Source organism: Cohnella sp., from assembly GCF_041640265.1.
Classification (GTDB): domain Bacteria; phylum Bacillota; class Bacilli; order Paenibacillales; family Paenibacillaceae; genus Cohnella.
Genome location: NZ_JBEQAP010000006.1, coordinates 80,054 through 101,997 on the forward strand (window position 1 = coordinate 80,054; position 21,944 = coordinate 101,997).

Sequence of the window (21,944 nt, forward strand, 5' to 3'; positions counted from 1 at the left end):
TATGCAAATTAATCAAAGGAGCACTTCGCGCGCATGCCCAATCTTTCTTCGGACAATTTAGGTCTCCTTTTCTCCTCCGCTATGGCTGTTGTAATCGTAGCGCTGATGCTGTTTATGTCCTACCGCCTTTATGGTAATAATCGCAAGACGGCTTATCAGACTCTGTTGATTTCTCTTATTTTCATTCTCATTCAACAGCTGCTTCAGTTGGCCATCTCGCTGGGCCTTGCTTCCTCCGCGACCTCTTTGGCCTTAGTTTTGACCTTTACGGGGAAGCTCCTACAAGTATATGCATTTATTGTCATCAATTTCGCTGTTTTTGAGTTATATCATCGCCGCAGGCCTCGGACACGCCTCTGGTTTTATGTCTTACTCGTAACCGGGCTTCTCATCGCAGTCGGAGATATCCTTCCGGGGCCTTCTGGGGCCGAGCAAGCATGGACGAACACCATTCAATCTACACCAGGGCTGGATGGCTTCTTGCTGGCGCTCAGTCCGTTATTTGTGCTGATGTTTGCACCGCACATCGGTCAACCGCGCAAATACATGATGAGCCTCATCGTTTCCTTTATTATGCATTTGTCTGTCATTGCAGCAACCTATTGGGTTCCAGGCTCCCGCTTCTATGGAACGATGGCAGATCTGCTGCCGGTTGTTTATTACATCCTTTTGTTCTTATTGTTATTCGAGAGAGTCGTCGAGGTTTTACAATCCGTTTATCGCTCCTCCATTACCGATGGTCTGACGAATCTGTTCAATCGAAGATACTTCATGGGGAAATTGGATCAGGCTCTGCGTGCCGGTCGTCCTCTGGGCGTTATTTTCTGCGATATTGATAATTTTAAGAGACTGAATGATACACACGGACATCATAAAGCAGACGGAGTACTCAAGCAGGTTTCTGCTATCCTCATGGAAGAGACTGAAGGAGTCGGGCTAGCCGGACGATATGGCGGAGAAGAGCTCGTAGCGCTAATCGTTGGCCCAGGATTAACATCACTGAAAATCGCCGAAGCCATTCGTTCGCGGACCGAAAAGGAAAGCCTCGTGACGGTCAGCGTCGGGGTTTGCATTGCCAATCCCGGCGATACAGCGGAAACTCTCATGAAACAAGCAGACCAAGCCATGTATAATAGTAAAACAACAGGTAAGAACCGAGTCACCGATTATGCAGTTCTCTAGGAGGTAATTTCATGCCGACCATGATGCTTTTATTTCAATTCAAGCCCGAGCAAGTCCAGCAAATACGCGAAATCGCCCCAGATTGGACGATTGTCTCGGGTAAGGCTAATGAAATGAGCAAAGAGCAATATCTTGAAGCAGAAGTGATATGCGGATGGAATTCTTCCGTTGCGGAAGCGTTAGAGGGCCGCTGTAAGCTAAAGTGGGTTCAGACGATCTCGGCCGGCATAGATAAGCTGCCCTTGAATAAGCTCGAGCAACACGGAGTTTACTTGACCAGCGCCAGCGGAATTCATCCCGTGTCGATGGCAGAGACGTTTTTCGCTATGCTGCTGGCCTTTAGCCGTAACTTACACCATGCCATACGTAATCAATCCGATCGTAATTGGATGCCATCAGAGCATTATAGTCAGCTATCAGGCAAAACAATAGCGATAATCGGCGTTGGCACCATCGGTGCGGAGATTGCTCGTCTGTCCGGCGCATTCGGTATGAGAACACTTGGCGTTAGACGCAGCGGTCTTCCTGTGCCTGGCGTTCATGAAATGTATGGAATGGAAGCTCTGCATGAAGTACTCTTGCAAAGTGATGTTGTCGTGAACGTGCTGCCACATACTGAAGAAACGCATCATCTGTTTAATGCCCAACGATTCGAACAAATGAAACCGGAGACGCTATTCTTTAATCTCGGCCGCGGCGCTTCCGTCAACACAGCTGACTTAGTGCAAGCCTTGCAGAATAGTACCCTTGCAGGCGCAGGGTTGGACGTCTTCGAGACGGAGCCGCTGCCTAACGATCATCCGCTCTGGACGATGGATAATGTCATCATTACTCCCCATATCGGGGGTTGGACAGATCATTACAAGCAGAAAATGGCTGATATCTTCCTTCCTAATCTGCAGGCTTATCTAGCTGAAGGAAAACCCAGAAGCAACCTGGTCGACTACAAGCATAGCTACTAGAAATAAAGGAGAACCGAATTGTTCCTGTCGGTTCTCCTTTATTTTCCAGCCGACCGTTTAGACTCCTGATTCCCCTTCATCGGCCTTTATCCGCATTTACCCAAAAACGTTTGCCACGGGTTAAATGTCCAATCGGCAGACTCCCTGAATCATACAATAGAGTATACCGAAGAACGGAACAGCCTTATCGCTGTAAACCGCTTCGGGATACCTACAATAATCTATTCATGAAGGAGGAATTTGCATGTCCGGTGTAGTCGGCGGATATTATGCATCGGCAGCCTTCGTGCTGGTCCTGTTCATTCTGCTTGTCATCATCTTGCGCGCTGGTTACTAATATCGGGATTAAGCGTAAATCCCTCTAACCGTGCGCAAAAAAAGCAAGCTCGGCAATCACCGGCTTGCTTTTTTTTAACGTTAGATCGGACAACCTAGAGCCTGACGCTCCCCGAGTTTAACTCAGTACTCGCTGCTCCAATACGATTGCCACGCCGTTCTCATTGTTAGATACGGTCACTTCATCCGCTTCAGCCTTAACTTCAAGAGGAGAATTGTCCATCGCGACTCCCCATCCTGCATAGGCGATCATGCCGATATCATTATAATAATTGCCTAACGCCAATATTTGTTCCCGTGGAATTTCTCTTAGCAACGCTAACTTCTCAAGCGCTTTTCCTTTAGTAGCGTGCAAGTGCTGTACATCGATAAAAAAATCACCGCTTCGCACCGCCTGAAGCTCATGCTGCCAATCCACCCACTCATTCTCGACATCGTCGAGTATTTGCTTTGGGGCATAGATGGACATCTTAACCATACGATCCGGGAAACCTTGCTCCTTCTCACGTATGATTGGACGAGCCAGAAGCTTGCGATACATCTCCGCGGTCTCTTCGGACATCCCTTCTACATATAAGTCAAAGGCTGTATTCATGTCAAAATGAATACCCCGCTCCCTTAAGAAAGTCGCATATCGATGGGCGAGCTCATGGGATATTTGTGTGTCATACAGCACTTCATATGTTTGACTATTCACAACGGAAGCTCCGTTGTGCGTGATTATCGTGCCTTTCAATCCCAGCTCCGCTAGGACAGGCAAGGCGCTTGTCGTGCCGCGGCCAGTGGCAAGCACGATCTCAATCCCTTGCTCCGAAGCAGCGCGAACAGCATGCCGCACCCTTGGCGTTAACTCATGATCGTCATTTAACAGCGTTCCATCTATATCCAATGCGATTAACCGATAATTCATCCATTTCCATCCTTCCGGTAGTTGCGCAGGCTTTCCACTTCTTCCTCCGTTAATTCCCTCCACTCCCCGGGGGCAAGCGATTCATCCAACTTTAGCGGCCCCATGCCAATGCGGCGAAGATACAGAACCTTCTTGCCAACGGCTTCGAACATACGCTTCACTTGATGGAATTTCCCTTCGTGGATCGTAAGCTCAATCCAACATAGTGTAAATTCAGATATAGATTCCTCTGGTTTAGGGGCAAAATGGATTGCATCCGTCATTTCCTTAATGTGTCCGCCCTCTTCAGCAGTTGCTACTCCCTGCGCATTAGGATCCATTGTCGCCAATACTCGCAGCTGCGCAGGCATCGTCACATAGCCATCATCTAACGTTACGCCCTTGGAGAATGCAACTCCATCCTCTGGTCCAACAGTGCCAGCAACAAGCGCACGATAGGTCTTAGGCACATGCTTGCGAGGAGATAACAGCTCATGCGAGAGTTTACCATCATTGGTAATCAGAAGCAGGCCTTCAGTGTCCTTATCCAGTCGTCCAACCGGGAAAGGAGCAAGTACTGTTAGATCTGGGTCGAGCAAATCGATTACGGTACGATCCCTGTTATCCTCCGTAGCGGAGACGACGCCTGCGGGCTTGTGCAAGAGTATATAAACCGTATCGCGGTATTGGATCGTTTCCCCATCGAGAACAACCTCATCTTGATTAGGGTTAATTTGAAGTCCGTGATCCTTTACTTGTTTTCCGTTAACCGTAACCGCACCTTGCCGGATGAGTATTTTAACAGCACTTCTTGTACCATAGCCCAAATTCCCCAGCATTTTATCTAATCGCATCGTTGCTTTCATTTTGTGACCTTCTTCCTTCTTTAGGGCAGTTTCATGTCAATACGATTAACCCCATTTTGCCTAACAACCTTATCAGGTATAATGTAAAAGAGATGCTTGGACTTGTCCAGCTTTCACCCCAAAAAAACTCGGTTAGATGGGAGTATTGCCAATGAACGCCAAAAAATTGTCTATTTTTTTCGGTATACTTGCTGTATTGATTATCGCACTTGTAGTTCTGAATAATCTTAAACCAGATACTGTCTACGGAAAACCCTCAGATGATCTTTACCCGGCAACTCGGGAAATCCTCAACGATCCTAACTATAACAATATCATTATTCCCGACACTTTGGAGGAAAAGCTTGCGAACAAGGAAAGCTTCTTCGTCTATTACTTCGCCTCCGATTGCCCGCATTGCCGCGTGACCACACCGCTATTGAAGCCGCTTGCGGATGAGCTTGGCATCAATCTGCACCAGTTTAACCTGCGTGAGTTTGAAGCGTATTTCGGGAAAATGAATATCGAGGCAACCCCGACATTGATTTATTATAAAGACGGTGTCGAGAGTGAGCGCATGAAAGGCGGAATAGCTGAGACCGGGACAACCGACGGCTACGCGATTGACGACTTCAAAGCTTTCTTTAACAAGCATAAACCGGAGGGTAACGACTAATGAAGGCTAAGTGGATTCTAGCGCTTCCTGCGGCTGTATTAACATGCGGGATAATCCTTGCAGCATGCGGCGGCGGCTCCAAAGAAAGTGAGCCCCATCGGCATGGCAATGAGAATTGGGAACACGAAGCTTCTTATGCGGACATGCCTTCCTTCTTGGAAAATTACTCGGGACGCACCAAGCATCTTTACTCTGTCGTCGGTGAATACGAGGAGATCATGAAGATGATCAACTGCTACTGCGGATGTATGGAGTATGAGGATGACCCGCACGTTTCCTTGCTTCGCTGCTATGTTGCAAGCAAGGACGAGACAGGCATCACATGGACGGATCATAGCGGCCAATGCGGTATTTGCACCGAGGAATTAGTGATGATCGAAAAGCTGAGCAAGGAAGGCAAGTCGCCTGAGGAAATCCGCCAACAGATCGAGAAAAACTTCAACCCGAACGTCTAAGGTCGAGAGTCCAGCCAACGAGAATAAAACTCAAAAGCGTCCGATGAAAAGTTCTGAACTCTTCATCGGACGCTTTTTGCCATAGGTAACTAATCAATCACTCGCGCCATTCAGTTTCTCCCATGCTTTCACCGCATTCGCCAAAGATCCATCGGATATATTCAGCATAAAGGCATGAAGAGGGGCATCATCCGGCCTCTTTGACAATATATCCAAAGCTATCTTCAAATCACTGCGAACCTTCAACAAATCCAGTCCAAGAGCATAATCTCCATATCGAGAAAGCTTGGCGAGAGATGCAGACATCAATTTAACGGCACCCGAGTAGTTTCCGTTATCCCAGTGATGCAAGCCGACCGCGGCCTGCAGCAGCCCTTGAAGAAGAGGACTCCGGCCTTGCTCCAGCCACAACTCTTCCATTACCTCATGACACTCGTAATAATCACGGTCCCCGTTGAAGTGAGCAATAAAAGCCAAAAAGCGGGAGTCGCTTCTCACTGCAGACAAACCATCAACCTCTCTCTCAGCGCTGGTCATGCTAAGAAGAGCCGCCTTTGCCTGCCCGGTCTAAGGCTGCTTGGATCTCTTGAGACAGCTCCTTTAATCCCCACAAATCATCCTGCTCCCATAGCTCGTTGACCTTCAGCTGAAATTGTGCCGCCTCCCTCACCCGCCGGAAGAAATAAAGCTCTTGAATTTGATTCAACACCCTTCGAACAATAACGGAGCTTTCCTCGAATTCCTGCTGAGCGTCTACGATTTCCTGACGGATGCTCGACATTTCCGTATCAAGCTGGAATGCGGCTTCTGCAGCTTTCCGTAATCTTTCCCGCACATGGGTTGGCAGCTTATCACGATATTTATAGTTAAGCGAATGCTCGATTGTCGCCCAGAAATTCATCGCCAACGTACGAATCTGTATTTCAGCCAACACCGGCTTAGACCCCAGCGATGTTTGCACGGGATATTCAACGATCAGATGGTAGCTCCGATAGCCGCTTTCCTTATAGTTTGTAATATAGTCCTTCTCGTAAACAAGATTTAGATCCTTCCGTTGTCGGATTAGGTCCGCTACCCGGTATATATCATCTACGAATTGACACATGATACGGATACCTGCGATATCCTCTATGCCTACTTCAATCCGATCTAGTGGCACAGAAAGACGGCGCGCTTTCTCCAAGATGCTCGAAACCCGCTTCACCCGTCCGGTGACAAACTCGATTGGAGCATATTCATCGCGTGCCTTTAGTTCTGCGCGCAGTGACTTTAGCTTTACCTTAAGCTCTTCAGCCGCTTGTTCATAGGGAAGCAAGAACTTCCCCCAATCCCTTCCGTCCATCGGTATTCCTCCTAACGATGATCCGCACCGATCGCTTGTGTAATACGAGTATAACCATCTTTCTTTAGTCTTTGTCTGAGCCCGCTATGAATTTCCTTCAGTAAGCCCGGTCCGCGATAGATGAGCGCGGTATACACCTCGACAAGCGATGCTCCTGCTCGAATTTTCTCATACGCATCGTCTGCAGTGAATATGCCGCCCGATCCGATAATCGGAAGTTTTCCTTGCGTGATTGCATATAGGCTGCGAATGACTTCCGTAGAACGGTGCGTTAGCGGCCGGCCGCTCAGACCTCCTGCTTCCGCTGCGTTTCCATGCGATAATCCATCCCGGCTTATCGTTGTATTCGTTGCGATAATTCCGGACATCCCGCTAAGCTGAATAGCTTGCGCCATATACGTAAGCTGCTCCTCGGAGTTATCGGGAGCGATCTTTACTAGGATGGGCTTCGGCAAAGCACCATGGCGTTCTGCTTGCTTCTCCATTTCATCTTTTACCGCATCCAGAAGATAACGCAAATCATCTCCATGCTGCAGAGCTCGCAAGTCTGGCGTATTTGGAGAACTAATATTCACTACGAAGAAATCTCCATAAGGAAAAAGCTTCTGCACACAAGCACGATAATCATCGGCTGCATTCTCGTTGGGAGTCAGCTTGTTTTTGCCAATGTTCACCGCAAGAGGAATTCTCCGGCGCGGCAGCTTAGATAGCCGCTGAGCCATGACATCCGCACCGTCATTATTAAAGCCCATTCGGTTAATGAGGGCTTCATCCGGCGGCAGTCTGAAGAGCCGAGGCTGTTCATTACCGGCCTGGCCTACGGGGGTTACGGTTCCTACCTCTAAGAAAGATAAACCAATTCTGGATAAGCCTGCAACTGCCTTAGCGTTCTTGTCCAACCCTGCTGCAAGACCGATAGGGTGCTTGAAATGAAGGCCGAACAAATCTACAGTTAGCTCTTCGGAAGCTTTCGTTCCCCAGACAGCGGATAAAATCGAGGAAACCCCGGGAATTTTGGCAGCAGTGCCCATCCCATCCACGATCAAATGGTGGGCAGCCTCAGGGTCCATCTTAAACAAGAAGGGTTTGGCCATTTTGTACAACAATGAGTTCAGCATCCTTTCAAGAGAACAAAGCGATATTCAGTATAGGAATAATTAGAGAAAACCTTTCGGGTAACAGTTTAGCCTTTTCCAATGGAAAAGAAAAGAGCATTGTGCCCGGTGTAATAGGACTGGCCCTAATTCCGGGGTAAAATTGCCGCTGCAAGTCTAGTCTTTTGCCTAGAAAACGATTACAATGGAGGAAGTTTCCGAATGATATGATAGAGAGGTTGATTAACATGAGCACAGCCAAAAAAAGACCACCCGTTACTCCACGCCCTAAACAGAAAGATCAAATAAACAAGAAGGCGCTTATATGGGTTGGGGTGGCTATTGGAGTTATTATCGTGGTCATGGCTACGTTGCTTATTTTAGACGTTTAACTTTGTTCTAATTTAACCAGTTATAGATTTTTTGGGGGTTTGTCTCGTTTTGCGTGCTCTTTAATCGGAATCTTTCCGGTGGTGCACGCAGCTCGATAGGCAAACCTCCTTTTGCAATAGTAACAGGTGTTCCGATACTCACAAGATCATAGAGCTCTTCCAGATCTTCCTTAGTCATTCTGACACAGCCCAATGATTCGTCCTTCCCCATACTATTGGGCTCATCTGTTCCATGAATGGCGTACTGGCTATCTGAGAGCGTCATTCCGCGACTGCCGAATACCCCATTGCTTTTGCCATTCGGATTTTTAACCTTTTCTGTAATGACGAAGCTGCCCTCAGGTGTCTTATCGCCACCGAGCCCTACCTCATAATTCCTCAGAAGAACATTTCCGCTAATGACAGCTAATCGATGTTTTTCTTTATCAACGATGATCGATAACGGTTGCTCCGTTAGGGAGGAGAACGCTCCAGATGGTGTTCCATGACCGAATTCTGGACCTGTATTCTCGGGCCACTGAATCATTTGCGGAATTTTACCATCCTTCTTATTCTCAAGCACTGCCTTAAGCTCATTGAACCACGGTGTCATATTGTCCGACCAGCCTGACATCGTGTTATTCGGATAATCCGCAGCCACCGCTTCCGGACTGGATGGCCAGCTTCCAGTCTGCTCTCGATATCGAATCATCGCCGAACGCATCACGAGCTTCTCTTCCTGTATAGGCTTCCAGCTCTGAACGAGCTTCTGATTTGCAGACCCATCTTCAGGTTTGCAATTACACCACTTGGGATCGTACCAATTAACGCCAGCAGTGCCTGACTCCTTCTCAGAGGTTACAGATGCAATGAGCTTACCGCTCTTCACCCAATCGTTCCATTTCCCGAGTGCAGGAGCTTTAACCAGCAAACGAGGTTGCGAGACTGGGTCTATCGTGAGAAGCGCTCCAAGTATGCTGTGTCCCTCTTCAACTGAATCCGAGGCTCCTGCTATCCTATCCGGTGGAATAATATTAGCAGGCAATATAGAAGGCTTACCGCTTGCTGTTTGGCTTGTTTCAAAGGGCGAAGACGTCTCTCCGAATTCAGATTGCGATGATGCTTGCATACTCTCTTCTGGCATGAATGCTTGGATAGCGGCGACGCATAGACCAACTAGGGCTAACGGTATAATAATGCCTAACGCCCACTTCCACAGAGCGCGTTTTTTCTTCGACTTGGATGAACTATCAGGCAATATAGGAGCAGGTTTGGATTCGAATGCTTCATAGATTTCTCCAGCTTGGGCATAACAATATATCGCTTTGGACTGGTCTCCCTGACCCTCGTATTCCTTGCCGAGTAAATACCACGCCATACGGCTATCCTCATGCTTGAGAAGGTAATCCTTGAGCGGCAAGGAATCCCCCACATTAGGAACATTGTCATAAAAGTGTTGTATCTGCTCCTCTATGCGCGATTCTTTGCTGTCTTTGCCCATAGGGGTCACCTCGTTTCCTCTCTTCTTATATCGGCAGGATACACTAAAATTAATAAGAGCTGACGAATGTACGGTAGGTACAAACGCCAGCTCTCTTTGAATATAGAAGACGACAGGATAGCAGGAAACAATTAATTGGTACGCCATAATAAAACGTTGTGTATAAACGGTTTAGGGATGTATATGTCCCATCAATCGGTGACCATATGCTCGGAGGACATAATTTTGGTATACATTCCGTCACTCCTACTGGGTTAAAAGACTCATCCTAGTTACAATGACCTCGGTCGTTCCCGTCGTTGAGCTATCGGCTGACATCACATTAAAGAAAATGTGCGTTTCCGCCGAGTTCAATGCCACGTAGTAACCGGATCCGGACCATTCGAGTGGCTGGGAAACGTCAAATTCGTCGATTCTCCAAGAATTCGCAATCGATTGTCCCGTTCCGAGAATCGGATTTAAGACAATGCTACTGATCTCTCCCGGTAGACTTAGATGATACATTCCATCAGAGAAGTACACATTTCCCGTATACTCGTACGGTTCCACGAGAGATAAGCTGCTTAGCGTCGTATCTGCGTTTGTCGTATCCGTGTTTGTGGTATCCGTGTTCTGATATTCAGTAATATAGAGAGTGTAATAATAGATCACTCCCGATTGGGCAACGACTGATATGCTTACTGTGTTTGTTTCTCCAGCAATCAAGTCTAGGTCGTAGTTACCGTTCGTCCCCGTTACACCTATTCCGTTGAGACTTACTTCTCCCAATGTAGAAGGATCTATTGACTGTAAAGACAATGTGACAGTCAATGTATTATACGGCAACGTCATTTCATACACATGCGTTGCCTGAGAAAAACCATCGATAAGTAAACCGTCTAAGTTGATGTATTCTAGGCTTGCTGTTACGCTAGGCTGGCTTTGAACCTTAAGCGTATAAAATTGCGTAGTTAGACCGTCGTCCGCTACAACCTCTAAGTGAAATACATTCTCGGTCCCTTTGATCAATGCCACCTGCACCGGGTAGTTTATATCATATAGTACACCATCTACATATACGGTTGATAACGGTGCAGCATAAATGATCAATCTTACTTCATCCACGCTATTTGGAACATTTTGTACGATATAATCACCTGAATAGTCGTCGACGTATGCGTAGTAATCCATATTATCCAATCCTTGCGCCCACAAGTTTGTTATGGAAGCATCATACGTGAAAGCTCGATTGACATGAATCGTGTATTCCTTGACGGTAACCCCATCTGCTGCCCTAACCTGAATTACGATTACATTATCGTCACCTGGTTGAACACCTACTGTGTAAGAATAACCTCTGTCGACTATGGATTCACCGATTTGTACATTCGCATATTCATTCGAGGCATAAGGATAAATGCTCACGCTCTCCAATGAGCCGGCGTCATAATAGAAATTTGTTGTCCCGCCTGTTAGGTCGAGATCAACTCCATTCACATTAAGGTAGTTCAACGACGCATCCGACTGCGTATCTCGGTTAAACAACAGATCATACGGAATCAAGTGCCCATCCGCAGCTCGAACCATGACTCGCGCATAAGTAGTCATATAATAGGGTTCCAAGGGAATGGAGTAATAATTTTCAACTTTCTGGATCTTCAAATTCCCGACATAAACATCTTCAATAGTGCTGCCGGATACCAAACTTGGAGAAATCACAACCTCAGTTGCGCTCGTTGATACCAAAGCATTGTAATGCAAGTCGCTGCCTAGAGAACTTGGGAACACGGGATTTCCCAAGTTGTCGATCGCGTTCCATTCAGTAATCGCGAAATCCGCAGGTAAATCCCCGACAAAAATACTTATCTTATAGTAGGCCGGATATTTGCCGCTCAAATCATAATTCGTAACATCAATATCATTCCAACCGATATTAAGTCCGTTGATAGAGTAAGAACCATACTGGTCTAGGATCGAAATACCATTAAATTTCACCTCAGAACGAGCGATTGCAGACCCTCTATAGAAATACAAATCAAAAGAATTTATATTGGTAGTTTCGGGCAGGATTTTGAGAAAAGAGTGTTCGTCAACTGCTAAGAAATTCAATCCCTCGCTATGCTCTTTATCCCAGCCGTATGGCTCCTGCAAACTGACCTGATAGGAGGCGGGCTCTCCTCGCAGAATCTCCAGAGAGTAGTATTGAGGTGCTTGATCTCCGCCAGGGTAAATCGTAAACGATTGATGATTGTAACCTTCCACTAGGTTAGTAATGGTAATCGTATTTCCTGCAGAGCTTGATAGGCTAATATCTTGGTAATCCGACGTATACATAGTCGCCGTTGCATCTGATTCCAAAACAATCGTCATTTGGATTGAAGATTGATCGCTTGGAATCACGGTGAACAAATTATTCGAGTTCATATAATCATCCGCAGTGAGGACTGGATACCATACCAGGTTGGTCGAATCAGATGTCAGTTTAGAAGTCCATTCGGTCGTATAAACCAACCCCGCTTTTTCAAACTCGGCTTGGTAGGACACGAATTGACGATCCGCATTTTCCACACGTACGACAACATGAGCGTCCAACTGTCCCTCTCCATAAGAGACGGTATAGGAATGGTCCGTATTCGGGAGCAGCTCTACGCCATTTTGATAAACGAAGACATCATTGGTACCCGAATAATTAGGGAAAAACTTCACCGTATTCTGATTCGACGCAACCGAGAACTTTTCGACATAAGGCGTGATAGATGCACTATCGACCGGCGTCCCATCCGACAGTGTCGCTGACATGCCGCCAATCGTGAATTCTTCAGGCATTGAAGTGCCGCTGAAAATTGAACCTTGTATCGTACTGGCGAACAAGCCGCTGAAATCTTTCATCTTAATGAGCAACTCATTCATACCGGGGTTGAGGTGCAAGTAGTACGAACCATCTGCAGACAACGTCTCTCCATTCAGAATAACCGCAGTATTGTCGATATAATAATATTCTGAACCGAAATATGGGGACAGAAGAATCATGTCCTTATCGGTCTGGACAAACAATGATAGTTGTCCGTTGGCCACTCCCGCTTCGGAGTATGCGACGTAGTTGTAATCAACGTCTGAAAAATGAATTCCCTCAGTCGAAATCTGCGGATCGGAGCCAACATATAAAACCAATGTGTAGTTGTCAATGTTGTATCCATTTTGATCGTACATGGAAATGTTATAAATGTTGTAGCCTTCATGTACATCTGGGATTGTTCTTGACACATCCGTAGCTTCCCACTCAATTGGAACAGATGTCTCATTATAAACATTTGTAAGCTGGATCTTACTTATTTTCGTTGTATCAAAATTCAATAACATATCGAACGAGGTGATCTGCTCGAGCAATTGCGCCGAGAATCGATGTAATCCTTGGTACTGCCAGTCGATCGTACCGCCGGTAAAAGTCGTGTTCCAACCCGTAACGGTGCGGGGTAACGTTAGCGGCGGCTCATTATGGATATTTACATAATAGTTCTGCGTTGTATTACCGTCCTGAGAAAGAACCGAGATCACGATCGTACTTTCGCCCTCATACACAGCGGCCGAGTAGTAACCATCATCACCCTTCGCAAGGGTCGCTTCACCGTAATAAACATTCGTTATGTTGGCATAATCGTTGTAAGTATCTAACATTAAGCGAATTTCAGGCTGTCCGCTATCCGCATAAATGTAGTATTCCGTCACATTCTTATCAAAATAGATTAAAGATGGGCTCCACTGATCATATTCGCTGTCCCCAAGCTCCACATTCAAATTAAACAGCCTTGCATCGGAGACTGTGTCTGTCCCTCTAGTAAAGACATAATGATAATAGCGGTGGGCCGTCCCATCCCCGGACTTCACGGAAACAACTAAATCTTCTATGTTTTGATTTAAAGGCAACTTGTAAATCCCACCGGAAGGCGTTATTTCCTGATGATTAAAGATCACCTGTACTAATGCGGCATTACTTTCTGTCGATACGGACAATTTCATTTGGGTCAGATTTTCCTGGAGGGTAATTACTCCCGGTTCGGAAATATCTTGCGAGAACGTAAACCCGTTGATTGGGTTATTCGATGCATCATTAAGCAAGATATTGCTCACATTCGCATTATTCGTCATATCGGCGCGCGTAACATGGAGTGTATAAGTTTGGGTCGTCGTGCCATCTTGCGCCTTTACTTCTACGGTAATCGTTTGGGTGACACCCGCTGTCAAAGAGATAGGACTGCTTTCCGATCCGCTCGCGACAATGTTACCATCTATTCTCACAGTTGCGGTCGGATCTGTCGGGGTCGTTGTTATCGTCGCGCTCGTCACGTTATTCGCAACACCCAGCGTGTAGGAAGACGTTCCTGCACCTGCTGTGAATTCGGGAACTGCTGCGCCGTTCACTTTCAAATCGCTAAGCGTTGCTGCATCCGAAGCTGCACGTTTTACTGTAATCGTGTACGTGCTCTTTGTTGTTCCATCTTGAGCGGTTACTTCAACTGTAATCGTGGTGTCACCAACAACCAACGCTCCCCCGCCCGTAACCGTTACCGTTGCGGTTGGATCTGTCGGCGTCGGTGTCACCGTTACGCTCGTCACGTTATTCGCAACATCCAGCGTGTAGGAAGAAGTTCCCGCACCTGCTGTGAATCCGTTAACTGCTGCGCCGTTCACCTTCAAATCACTAAGCGTTGCTATACTGGATGTCGCTCGAATTACTGTAATCGTGTACGTGCTCGTTGTTGTTCCATCTTGAGCAGTGACTTTAACAGTCAGCGTATTGTTTCCGACAGCAAGCGAACCTTCACCCGTTACATCAACTGTTGCATTCGGGTCTGTAGTTGTAGCCAAAGTAACCGTCGCGCTCGTCACGTTATTCGCAACATCCAGCGTGTACGAAGACGTTCCCGCACCTGCTGTGAATTCGGGAACTGCTGCGCCGTTCACTTTCAAATCGCTAAGCGTTGCTACATTCGAAGCTGCTCTTGTTAACTTAACTGAGTAAGTGTTCAACTTCGTCGCATTTGCGCTTATTATATCGAATTGAAGGGTAGTCAACTGACCTGGGCTTCCCAGTGCAACGCTAACCTGTTCCCCATACCTATAAGATGCTGTTGTACCATTCAAAACAATTTTGTTGGCAGGATCTCTCGGATAAAACTTCAGATCAACAGCCGCCACATCAGTAGGAATCATTCCACTCCAAATCCCAGATACGCCATTCAAGTTGTATTTAGCCGTCAAATCCGAGTTGTATGCATCCACGCCTAAGAAATCAGTCGTCTCTTCGGACGTTGTACGCCATACCTGGAATGTATAAGTTTGGTTGACTGTCGTCGTTGTAGCTGCTAGGAAACGGTAATCAGTGGACGCAAAACTACTTCCAATGCCCACCATTGTGCCGGAGTTATTGGCAATTCCAACGACGACTTCGTTATTTCCTGTCGCCAAAGGTACATTAAAAGATGAACCCGTATTATATGTTCCAACAGAAGCTCCATTGACCGATACCTGAACTAGCACATTGTCTTCTACAGAACCGAATGTCATGTTGAGGTTATTCGTAGTTCCGGATACAGGCGGTACAATATAGCTTCTTTGCGAAGGATTAAACGTAACTCCCAAGCTTGTTAACTCCACAGGTAAGCTTACAGTACTCACAAGACTGCGTTGAACGGATACATTATATGTTTTAGTGGTCGTCCCATCCTCGGCAGTTACAACAATAGTAATCGGAGTTACAGATCCGGAACTACCAAGAGTTACTATTCTACCAGCACCGCTCGCAACCGAAACGTTGTTTATTTTCACGGCAGAATTAGCTCCGCTTGGCGTCGTTGGAGTAACGGTAATGCTGCTAACCGAATTTAAAACCGTTACCGAATAAGTTAACGTATCCGGCGAGAAAGATATAGCACTATTCGACATGGACAACCCACTCAAATTAGCATTACTTGACAAAACCGGCGGTATATTCGGAACCGGAACCGGAACTGGGGACGGTGAAGGGCTAGGCGATGCAGAAGCAGCCTCATTTGCTTTATTAGCTTCCTGTTCCCGCTTATTCTTCTCGTCATCAAACCGCTTTTTTTCTGCATCAGCTAGCTTTTTTTGATATTCCTCCAGAGCTTTCTGATTCTTCGCTTTTTCCGCTATTTTATTTGCTTCTTCTTGCTTCTTGCGTTCATCCTCCAGCTTTTTCAATAATTCCACATTTTTCTTTCGTTCTTCTTCCTCTTTTTGTTTTTTCTCTGCCGCTTGCTTTTTAGCTTCTTCATCTTTAAGGCGCTGTTGTTCTTTAAGTTTTTGCTCTTCCTCAGTTAATTGAAGAGCTTTTTTGTTTAAATCTACTGTAATTCCTGATTGACTTTGCACTTCATTAATTATCTGATCCAATCTCTCTTGAGTAAGCAAACCGCTTTTCAGGGCTTGATCGGCAATAGCACCGAGAAGGTTCTCCGTGTTAGATTTAAATCGAGCGAGATCTTCTTGGGAACTGCCCAGAGAGCCAGGAATCCCCTCATTCTCATATCTTGCAACAAACTGTTCATTCTCCGCGATAATGGCTGCTGAGTTTTCCAGAATAGCCTGTACGATACTGGCATCATTTTGCTCCATTAGAAGCTGAAGATCAACAGGGGCAATTGTAATTTCCGTGCCCCCCTGCTCATCTTCAGTAAATAATGCATTTTGTGTCGGATATACTTCCATGGACTTTGAACTGCCGGAACCTGTAGAAGCAGCCGAGACAACACCTGCTGCAACCGTTAGATGGGTAGCGCCAGTAGCCGGATCGACTGAAACTAGCAAATGTGTTCCTCGAACGCCCATGATGGCAGTTGGGGTTTCCAATGAAAACTCATCGTTCTTTGAAGTAATCGACTTGACGTCCACCCATGCTGAACCGTTGAACATACTCACTTTGGTGCTGGTTCCTTTGCTGTTGGAAAGCTTGGAAAACGTGAGAGTTGTATTCGCCGCAACCGTCATCTTATCGTCTTCGGAAGTACCGTTGGCAAATTGAAGAACGGCAGAACTACCCGCTCCTGTCTTTAGAACATCGCCTTCATTCAGGCTCATCTTAGCAAATGCCGTAAATTCTTTCGAGCCGCCGGATTTTTTAACCTTGACGGTTCCTTTCATTCCCTTTATGACGGCCACTCGCGAAGAAGCAGCAGACGACTTCTCGGCAAAAACGCCAATAAGCGGTAATGCCACCAATAATAGGGCCATAAATTGAATAAGTCCTCTACGCACCATACGGTTTACTCTCCCTAATATTGTAAATTCTCGACAGAGATCTAATTAAAAGTCTTATCACGAATAATGACAATCTTAGATGCTGAATCCCATTGAATATCTAAGTTACTTTCTTCTGAGAAGAATCGAACCGGAATGAACATACGATTCTTGACAACTATAGTTGCTGCGTTTAAGGAACGCGTCTCGCGGCTGCCATTCGCTGCTGTTATGGTTACTGTCTTTGAGTTGCTTGCAATAGCGTATACCGTGTCGCCTTTAGTTAGAAGCGCATTACCTGTCGCTTCGTCATAGCTGACTTTGTAACCAAGCGCATCTCCAACACTGCGAAGGGGAAGAAGAACGCTGCCTGCTTTCAATTGCGAGGGAACATCGGAAGGTACCAGACCCCCATTGTACAGGACGGATATGCCCTTATCCTTAGGCAGTAATGATGGCTTGGCATACTTCTGAAGCACGCGCACTTTGTTTCCGAACTCATCAACAATGACTAATCGGCCATCCGCCAATAACGTTACATCCGTTGGATGGTTAAATTGAGCTGAACCGGTCACACCATTTGATTGTCCGTATTCCGTTGGTATACCAGTTAACGTAGATACTTTGCCATCTTTTAAGATACGAATCACATGATTCAAGCTATCGGCAATAATTACAGAGCCATCAGATGTCAGCGTTAGACCCTCTGGTGCCTTCAAACGCGATTCGGCAGCTGTTCCATCAACATAATCGCCTTCTACATAAGCTGCTTGAGCATCATAGGTTCCACCACCAGCAATTGTTGATACAGCACCTGCAGCGAAATCAATATAACGAATTCGTTGATTTCCGCGATCGCTTACATACAGATTGCCTTTGGAATCTACCGCCAGACCGCTTGGTTCATTGAATTTCGCGGATGCGATAGGACCGTCCAGGAAATCCCCCGCTGCTTCAACCGCTCCGGGGAAATACTCTACATTCCTAGTAGATATGGCTGTTAATGTACTCACCAATCCGGCGGATGTGATTTTACGAATAACATGGTTAAGTGTATCAGCAACGTAAACATTGCCTTTACTATCAACTGCAACATCGGATGGTACATTGAAAGTCGCGTTAGCCCCTAATCCATCATCTAGTCCGAGAAGTCCGCTTCCAGCAATTGTTGTAACCGTACCGTCTTTTGCAATTTTGCGAATCGCATGGTTATTGGAATCTGCCACATACACATTCCCTTGTGCATCAACTGCTAACCCAGCTGGCTGATCAAACGCTGCTTTCGCTAGTACATCATCGTTATAACCGCCGATTGGAAGATTTGCTTCATCTTGTCCTAAATCCAACCCGGCGAATGCAGCAACATCTTTTACGGATACTTCGCGAATTAAATGATTGGAAGAATCCGATACGAGCAGACGTCCATCCGGCAATACTACCGCAGATTTCGGATGAAAGAAGGTAGCTTCAGCTATCGTACCGTTGCCTCGACCTAACTCGGACTTACCTGCCCAAGTGCGGACTTCATAAAGCTTGGAAGATTGGGTCCAGTCGGTGCTGGAGGCGGCCAAAACAATAGAAGGAACAGATAATGCAACGAATATACTAATCGATCCTGCAAACATTGATTTTTTTATCTTTTTCATTGTGTAACTCCTTCTTCTTATTTAATTTCCCACTTGTCAATTAAACTGTTCCAAGGTTGAAGATAATATCATATACGATTCTATGACCGTTCGAATCTACTGCGATCAGTTGAACTGACTTAGGATAATAGCCGCCTAAACCACTTATTTGATATTTGTTGCCCTCAATTTGTCCAACTAATAGATCATCGAATGATGTAAACGCAATTACATTTCCATTCAATTGCGGATTTATATTTAATGTGCTAGCTGAACCGAACAAAGTAACTGTGTAAGAAAATTGTCCTGGCATCAACTCCGAGACATCTAAAGTACCGGCGTATTCAAAATCCGCCTCCGTCAGCCCAACCAACATCGGCAATTCTCCATAATAAACGGTCAATTGGTATATCCGATACTGTGTATGATCTCTCGGGTCATAAATCTTGATATCTATAACGTATACTCCAGCATTAGGGAAACTAAGCGAATAATACTCATCATCGACTGGATCTGTTACCGTTATCTCAGGCTGAATACCAGAAATTACGACATCTCCAAAATCTGAATCGATCATTAATTTAACTGGAGAAGTATAAGTTGCTGTATAGACTGAAAAGGCACTTTCATAAGGATCCGATAACTCAAAATCATAAGTTGGAATAGTAACTAAATCATGATCGCTCGTTTGTGCTAAGATGATTTCGTTCTCATCAAATGTGCTCTCACCCGGATAACCTCTTATTATAAGGAGTTCCGTCTCTTGGGAACCGTTAACTAGCTTATAACGGTAATACCCATCTCCATCGAAGAATATCGTAACAGCAGAATCTAATTTAGTTACTATCGTTTCAGTGCCGTTGGGGTCAATAAGAGTAACCGACTGAACTTCTTCTTCAAGAACGAAATTCAAATCCATCTGTGTAACATCATAATTTGTCTCAAGATAAAACCGATTATCGACACCCGTGGCAGGTGACCAGTGATAGTTAGAATAATATCCCCCTTCTAAATTGTCCGTGGCATGCCAACCAACGAGACCCGAAGGCATATCATAACGATATACGGTTAAGTAAAAATAGTGCATTTCACCGGAGTCGTCCTTCATTGCCACTACAAAATCGTTGACGCCATTCTCAATTGAAAGATTGATAGAACCCGAAATGGCAAGTATGGGATTATATACCTCTTCCCCTTCTCCGGAAGACTCCCATGCTTCAAATGGAGTTAATAATGAATCCTCAGATGGAGCCACCGTAATACTTGAAACCGCTCCATTCACTTGAGCATCAATTTCTACTAAATAACCATATTTCAAATTGGATTCATAGGAAACCGTCACGTTTGTATTGTCTTTTATAACGAAAGGGTTCTCGGTTTCCCCCAGAGCTAAATCATAGTTTAATACGGAAAGAATAAAAGAATTGCCCACGGGATGATTAGAAGCATCATATAGCTGTACAATAAATGAATCAATACTATGGGAAATATCGAAAAATGCATCCACACCACTCATTACATCAAAAGATGGGTGCGTAACTCTAGCAGCCTCAACATCTACGCTTGTATGTGTGACTACCGCTTTGGCGACTCCTGTTGCGAACGTCCAGTTTATTTTTAGTTGATCGCTATCAGATGGTACTGGATAACCAAATTTGTTGCTTATCCCCGTATAATTCCAGTGAAAATCTTCCCAGCTCGTTACACTTCCGTTTAAACCCTTATAGCTTTGAGTCCATGAGGAGATTCCCTCAGGTGTAGATTTTCTATTGATTATTAAATTTATATCTACTCCCGAGGTTGTTTCAATCCTTATAGAGGTTGTATTTTGATTAAGATGGAAAAAATACCCTCCAAGATTTTGGGAATAATTAAGTTGGTAATAGGATTCAACTCCGTCATAGATTTCTACTCTTTCTACCACTATGTCGTCGGATAGCTTATCCGTAATCAGTCCATATTGACTATATTCATGTACTTCTAACTCATAGGAAGTAGCTGTACTAAGCGGATCGAATGTTAACGCATTCTCCCACTTGTATGTTGTATCATCATAGTAATAATACTTAAGTCCATAATACGGCGACTCTGTTGGTGTCTCCGACGCTGTCTCCGATGGAGTCTCCGATGGAGTCTCCGATGGCGTATTCGAACTTCCATTGCCAGTTGAACCCGAACTTTGACTTGGGCTGGCATTAGCCTGCTGAGTTTCCTCGGAGCGCTTCTTGGCATCATCCTTTAACCGTTGTTTCTCCAACTCCGAAAGCTGCTTCTCGTACTCTTCCATAGCTTTTTTCGTCTTCTCTTCAGCGGCTTTCTTATTTGCTTCCATTTGCTTTTCTAATTGTAGTTTCATCTTCTTCTGAAGCTCTTCATTTTGTTTTTGAAGCTCTTCTTGCTTTTTCTTTTCCTCTTCCTGCTTTTTCTTACGTTCTTCTTCCAATATTTTAATCTGCGCTTGTTTTAGTTTTTCCTCTTCAGAAAGCTCTAAGGGCTTAACATTGTCCAAATCAAGTTTTTTATCTAGTTGTTTGTTTAATTCTTCAATAAATGACTTGATTTGTTGTTCATTCACTTTATTTTGGCTGATTGCGGTGTTTACAACATTACCGACCAGGTTTTGCAAGTTATTATTTATCCTATCGATCTCTTTTTGATCCGCCGATCCTGCGGAACCTGTCGACTCTTGCATTTTTTTTATGTAGGCATCATTTTCTTGATCGATTGCATTCTTAGATGAAATGATCGCCTCTATGATGGAGATACTTGTATTCGTAATAAGATCATCAAGATCAGCAGTATTCTTGAAGCTGTCTAAACCCGCATCATCCTTATCGGATATCGATACCTTTTCCAAGGGATTAAGCGTTGTCTCCTCATTTTTTCCCTCTTTATTTTTCTCTTTCTTCGATATTTTACCGACTCCAGAAGCAATGAAGAAAGTGGAATCCCCTGTCTCTGGATTGACGCCTACAAGTAAATTCGTTCCCCGCACTCCCATGATTGCCGTTGGGGTATCCAATGTAAACTCATCGTTTTTATTTGTTATGGACTTTACGGTTGACCATACTAAACCGCTTAACATGCTAACTTTGGTTGTTGTACCCTTGCTGTTAGATAGTTTAGAGAAGGTAAGAGTTGTATTCGCAGAAGCGGTCATCCTGTCGTCTTCTGCAGTACCGTTGGCGAATTGCAATACTGCAGACCCGCCTGCTCCTACCTTAAGAATGTCGCCCTCATTAAGGCTCATCTTTGCGAAAGCAGTGAATTCTTTAGAACCGCCGTTCTTCTTAACCTTCACGACACCTTTCATTTCCTTAATGACAGCTACGCGTGAAGAAGCGGCGAATGTTTCATTCGCAAACACGCCAAGCAGCGGCAAAGCCACCAGAATCATAGCTAACAATTGGATCGTTATTTTCCTCATTGCATA

Annotated in this window: 15 protein-coding genes; 6 read left to right on the forward strand and 9 right to left on the reverse strand. The window is 45.3% G+C overall.

Annotated elements, in window-relative coordinates:
* The first annotated feature begins 33 nt into the window (after window positions 1-33).
* From ACESLK_RS06900 to ACESLK_RS06910, 3 genes are all read left to right on the forward strand, one after another.
* Window positions 34-1,182, forward strand: a complete 1,149-nt coding sequence (locus ACESLK_RS06900; RefSeq protein ID WP_372663834.1) for a GGDEF domain-containing protein — start codon at window positions 34-36, stop codon at window positions 1,180-1,182.
* Between the two features lie 11 nt (window positions 1,183-1,193).
* The gene (locus ACESLK_RS06905; RefSeq protein WP_372663836.1) at window positions 1,194-2,144 is read left to right on the forward strand and encodes a phosphoglycerate dehydrogenase; all 951 of its coding nucleotides are present in this window, start codon (window positions 1,194-1,196) and stop codon (window positions 2,142-2,144) included.
* A 244-nt stretch (window positions 2,145-2,388) separates the two neighbouring features.
* Window positions 2,389-2,481, forward strand: coding sequence for a sporulation protein YjcZ (locus tag ACESLK_RS06910; protein ID WP_116059015.1), 93 nt, complete (start codon window positions 2,389-2,391; stop codon window positions 2,479-2,481).
* Window positions 2,482-2,598: 117 nt separating this feature from the next.
* Here the strand turns inward: ACESLK_RS06910 and ACESLK_RS06915 are convergent, their stop codons facing one another.
* Both ACESLK_RS06915 and ACESLK_RS06920 read right to left on the reverse strand, forming a co-directional pair.
* The gene (locus tag ACESLK_RS06915; protein ID WP_372663838.1) at window positions 2,599-3,390 is read right to left on the reverse strand and encodes a Cof-type HAD-IIB family hydrolase; all 792 of its coding nucleotides are present in this window, start codon (window positions 3,388-3,390) and stop codon (window positions 2,599-2,601) included.
* On the reverse strand, window positions 3,387-4,235 hold the full coding sequence (locus ACESLK_RS06920; RefSeq protein WP_372663840.1) for a pseudouridine synthase: 849 nt from the start codon (window positions 4,233-4,235) through the stop codon (window positions 3,387-3,389). The genes ACESLK_RS06915 and ACESLK_RS06920 overlap by 4 nt, the downstream gene beginning before the upstream one ends.
* A gap of 151 nt (window positions 4,236-4,386) precedes the next feature.
* On the opposite strand from ACESLK_RS06920, the gene ACESLK_RS06925 reads away from it, so the two are divergent.
* The gene (locus ACESLK_RS06925; protein WP_372663842.1) at window positions 4,387-4,890 is read left to right on the forward strand and encodes a thioredoxin family protein; all 504 of its coding nucleotides are present in this window, start codon (window positions 4,387-4,389) and stop codon (window positions 4,888-4,890) included.
* Entirely contained in the window at window positions 4,890-5,345 is a 456-nt protein-coding gene (locus ACESLK_RS06930; protein ID WP_372663844.1) for a PCYCGC motif-containing (lipo)protein, read from the forward strand. The genes ACESLK_RS06925 and ACESLK_RS06930 overlap by 1 nt, the downstream gene beginning before the upstream one ends.
* A 93-nt stretch (window positions 5,346-5,438) precedes the next feature.
* Here ACESLK_RS06930 and ACESLK_RS06935 read toward each other — a convergent pair whose 3' ends face one another.
* From ACESLK_RS06935 to ACESLK_RS06945, 3 genes are read right to left on the reverse strand one after another with little or no spacing between them, the layout of a single operon-like run.
* Window positions 5,439-5,882: a DUF309 domain-containing protein gene (locus ACESLK_RS06935; RefSeq protein ID WP_372663846.1), complete on the reverse strand. Its 444-nt coding sequence runs from the start codon at window positions 5,880-5,882 to the stop codon at window positions 5,439-5,441.
* 1 nt (window position 5,883) lies between these two features.
* A complete protein-coding gene (yjbM, locus tag ACESLK_RS06940; RefSeq protein WP_372663848.1) occupies window positions 5,884-6,687 on the reverse strand; it encodes a GTP diphosphokinase in 804 nt (267 codons plus the stop codon).
* An 11-nt stretch (window positions 6,688-6,698) separates the two neighbouring features.
* A complete protein-coding gene (locus ACESLK_RS06945) occupies window positions 6,699-7,793 on the reverse strand; it encodes a quinone-dependent dihydroorotate dehydrogenase (RefSeq protein WP_373228546.1) in 1,095 nt (364 codons plus the stop codon).
* A gap of 236 nt (window positions 7,794-8,029) precedes the next feature.
* On the opposite strand from ACESLK_RS06945, the gene ACESLK_RS06950 reads away from it, so the two are divergent.
* Window positions 8,030-8,173: a hypothetical protein gene (locus ACESLK_RS06950; protein ID WP_372663850.1), complete on the forward strand. Its 144-nt coding sequence runs from the start codon at window positions 8,030-8,032 to the stop codon at window positions 8,171-8,173.
* A 7-nt stretch (window positions 8,174-8,180) separates the two neighbouring features.
* Here ACESLK_RS06950 and ACESLK_RS06955 read toward each other — a convergent pair whose 3' ends face one another.
* The 4 genes from ACESLK_RS06955 to ACESLK_RS06970 all read right to left on the reverse strand — a co-directional run bounded on the left by ACESLK_RS06955 (window position 8,181) and on the right by ACESLK_RS06970 (window position 21,938).
* Window positions 8,181-9,653, reverse strand: coding sequence for a L,D-transpeptidase (locus ACESLK_RS06955; protein ID WP_372663852.1), 1,473 nt, complete (start codon window positions 9,651-9,653; stop codon window positions 8,181-8,183).
* A gap of 246 nt (window positions 9,654-9,899) precedes the next feature.
* Window positions 9,900-16,907, reverse strand: coding sequence for a cadherin-like beta sandwich domain-containing protein (locus tag ACESLK_RS06960; RefSeq protein WP_372663854.1), 7,008 nt, complete (start codon window positions 16,905-16,907; stop codon window positions 9,900-9,902).
* A gap of 41 nt (window positions 16,908-16,948) precedes the next feature.
* A complete protein-coding gene (locus ACESLK_RS06965; RefSeq protein WP_372663855.1) occupies window positions 16,949-18,532 on the reverse strand; it encodes a stalk domain-containing protein in 1,584 nt (527 codons plus the stop codon).
* A gap of 40 nt (window positions 18,533-18,572) precedes the next feature.
* Window positions 18,573-21,938: a FecR family protein gene (locus ACESLK_RS06970; protein WP_372663857.1), complete on the reverse strand. Its 3,366-nt coding sequence runs from the start codon at window positions 21,936-21,938 to the stop codon at window positions 18,573-18,575.
* Window positions 21,939-21,944 lie beyond the last annotated feature (6 nt).

What these genes read in the sequence shown, in the direction of transcription:
- ACESLK_RS06905 (WP_372663836.1), top strand. Translation starts at nt 1,194, where the DNA reads ATGCCGACCATGATGCTTTTATTTCAATTCAAGCCCGAGCAAGTCCAG.
- ACESLK_RS06925 (WP_372663842.1), top strand. Translation starts at nt 4,387, where the DNA reads ATGAACGCCAAAAAATTGTCTATTTTTTTCGGTATACTTGCTGTATTG.
- ACESLK_RS06955 (WP_372663852.1), bottom strand. Translation starts at nt 9,653, where the DNA reads ATGGGCAAAGACAGCAAAGAATCGCGCATAGAGGAGCAGATACAACAC.
- ACESLK_RS06920 (WP_372663840.1), bottom strand. Translation starts at nt 4,235, where the DNA reads ATGAAAGCAACGATGCGATTAGATAAAATGCTGGGGAATTTGGGCTAT.
- ACESLK_RS06965 (WP_372663855.1), bottom strand. Translation starts at nt 18,532, where the DNA reads ATGAAAAAGATAAAAAAATCAATGTTTGCAGGATCGATTAGTATATTC.
- yjbM (WP_372663848.1), bottom strand. Translation starts at nt 6,687, where the DNA reads ATGGACGGAAGGGATTGGGGGAAGTTCTTGCTTCCCTATGAACAAGCG.
- ACESLK_RS06915 (WP_372663838.1), bottom strand. Translation starts at nt 3,390, where the DNA reads ATGAATTATCGGTTAATCGCATTGGATATAGATGGAACGCTGTTAAAT.
- ACESLK_RS06970 (WP_372663857.1), bottom strand. Translation starts at nt 21,938, where the DNA reads ATGAGGAAAATAACGATCCAATTGTTAGCTATGATTCTGGTGGCTTTG.
- ACESLK_RS06930 (WP_372663844.1), top strand. Translation starts at nt 4,890, where the DNA reads ATGAAGGCTAAGTGGATTCTAGCGCTTCCTGCGGCTGTATTAACATGC.
- ACESLK_RS06900 (WP_372663834.1), top strand. Translation starts at nt 34, where the DNA reads ATGCCCAATCTTTCTTCGGACAATTTAGGTCTCCTTTTCTCCTCCGCT.
- ACESLK_RS06950 (WP_372663850.1), top strand. Translation starts at nt 8,030, where the DNA reads ATGAGCACAGCCAAAAAAAGACCACCCGTTACTCCACGCCCTAAACAG.
- ACESLK_RS06910 (WP_116059015.1), top strand. Translation starts at nt 2,389, where the DNA reads ATGTCCGGTGTAGTCGGCGGATATTATGCATCGGCAGCCTTCGTGCTG.
- ACESLK_RS06935 (WP_372663846.1), bottom strand. Translation starts at nt 5,882, where the DNA reads ATGACCAGCGCTGAGAGAGAGGTTGATGGTTTGTCTGCAGTGAGAAGC.
- ACESLK_RS06960 (WP_372663854.1), bottom strand. Translation starts at nt 16,907, where the DNA reads ATGGTGCGTAGAGGACTTATTCAATTTATGGCCCTATTATTGGTGGCA.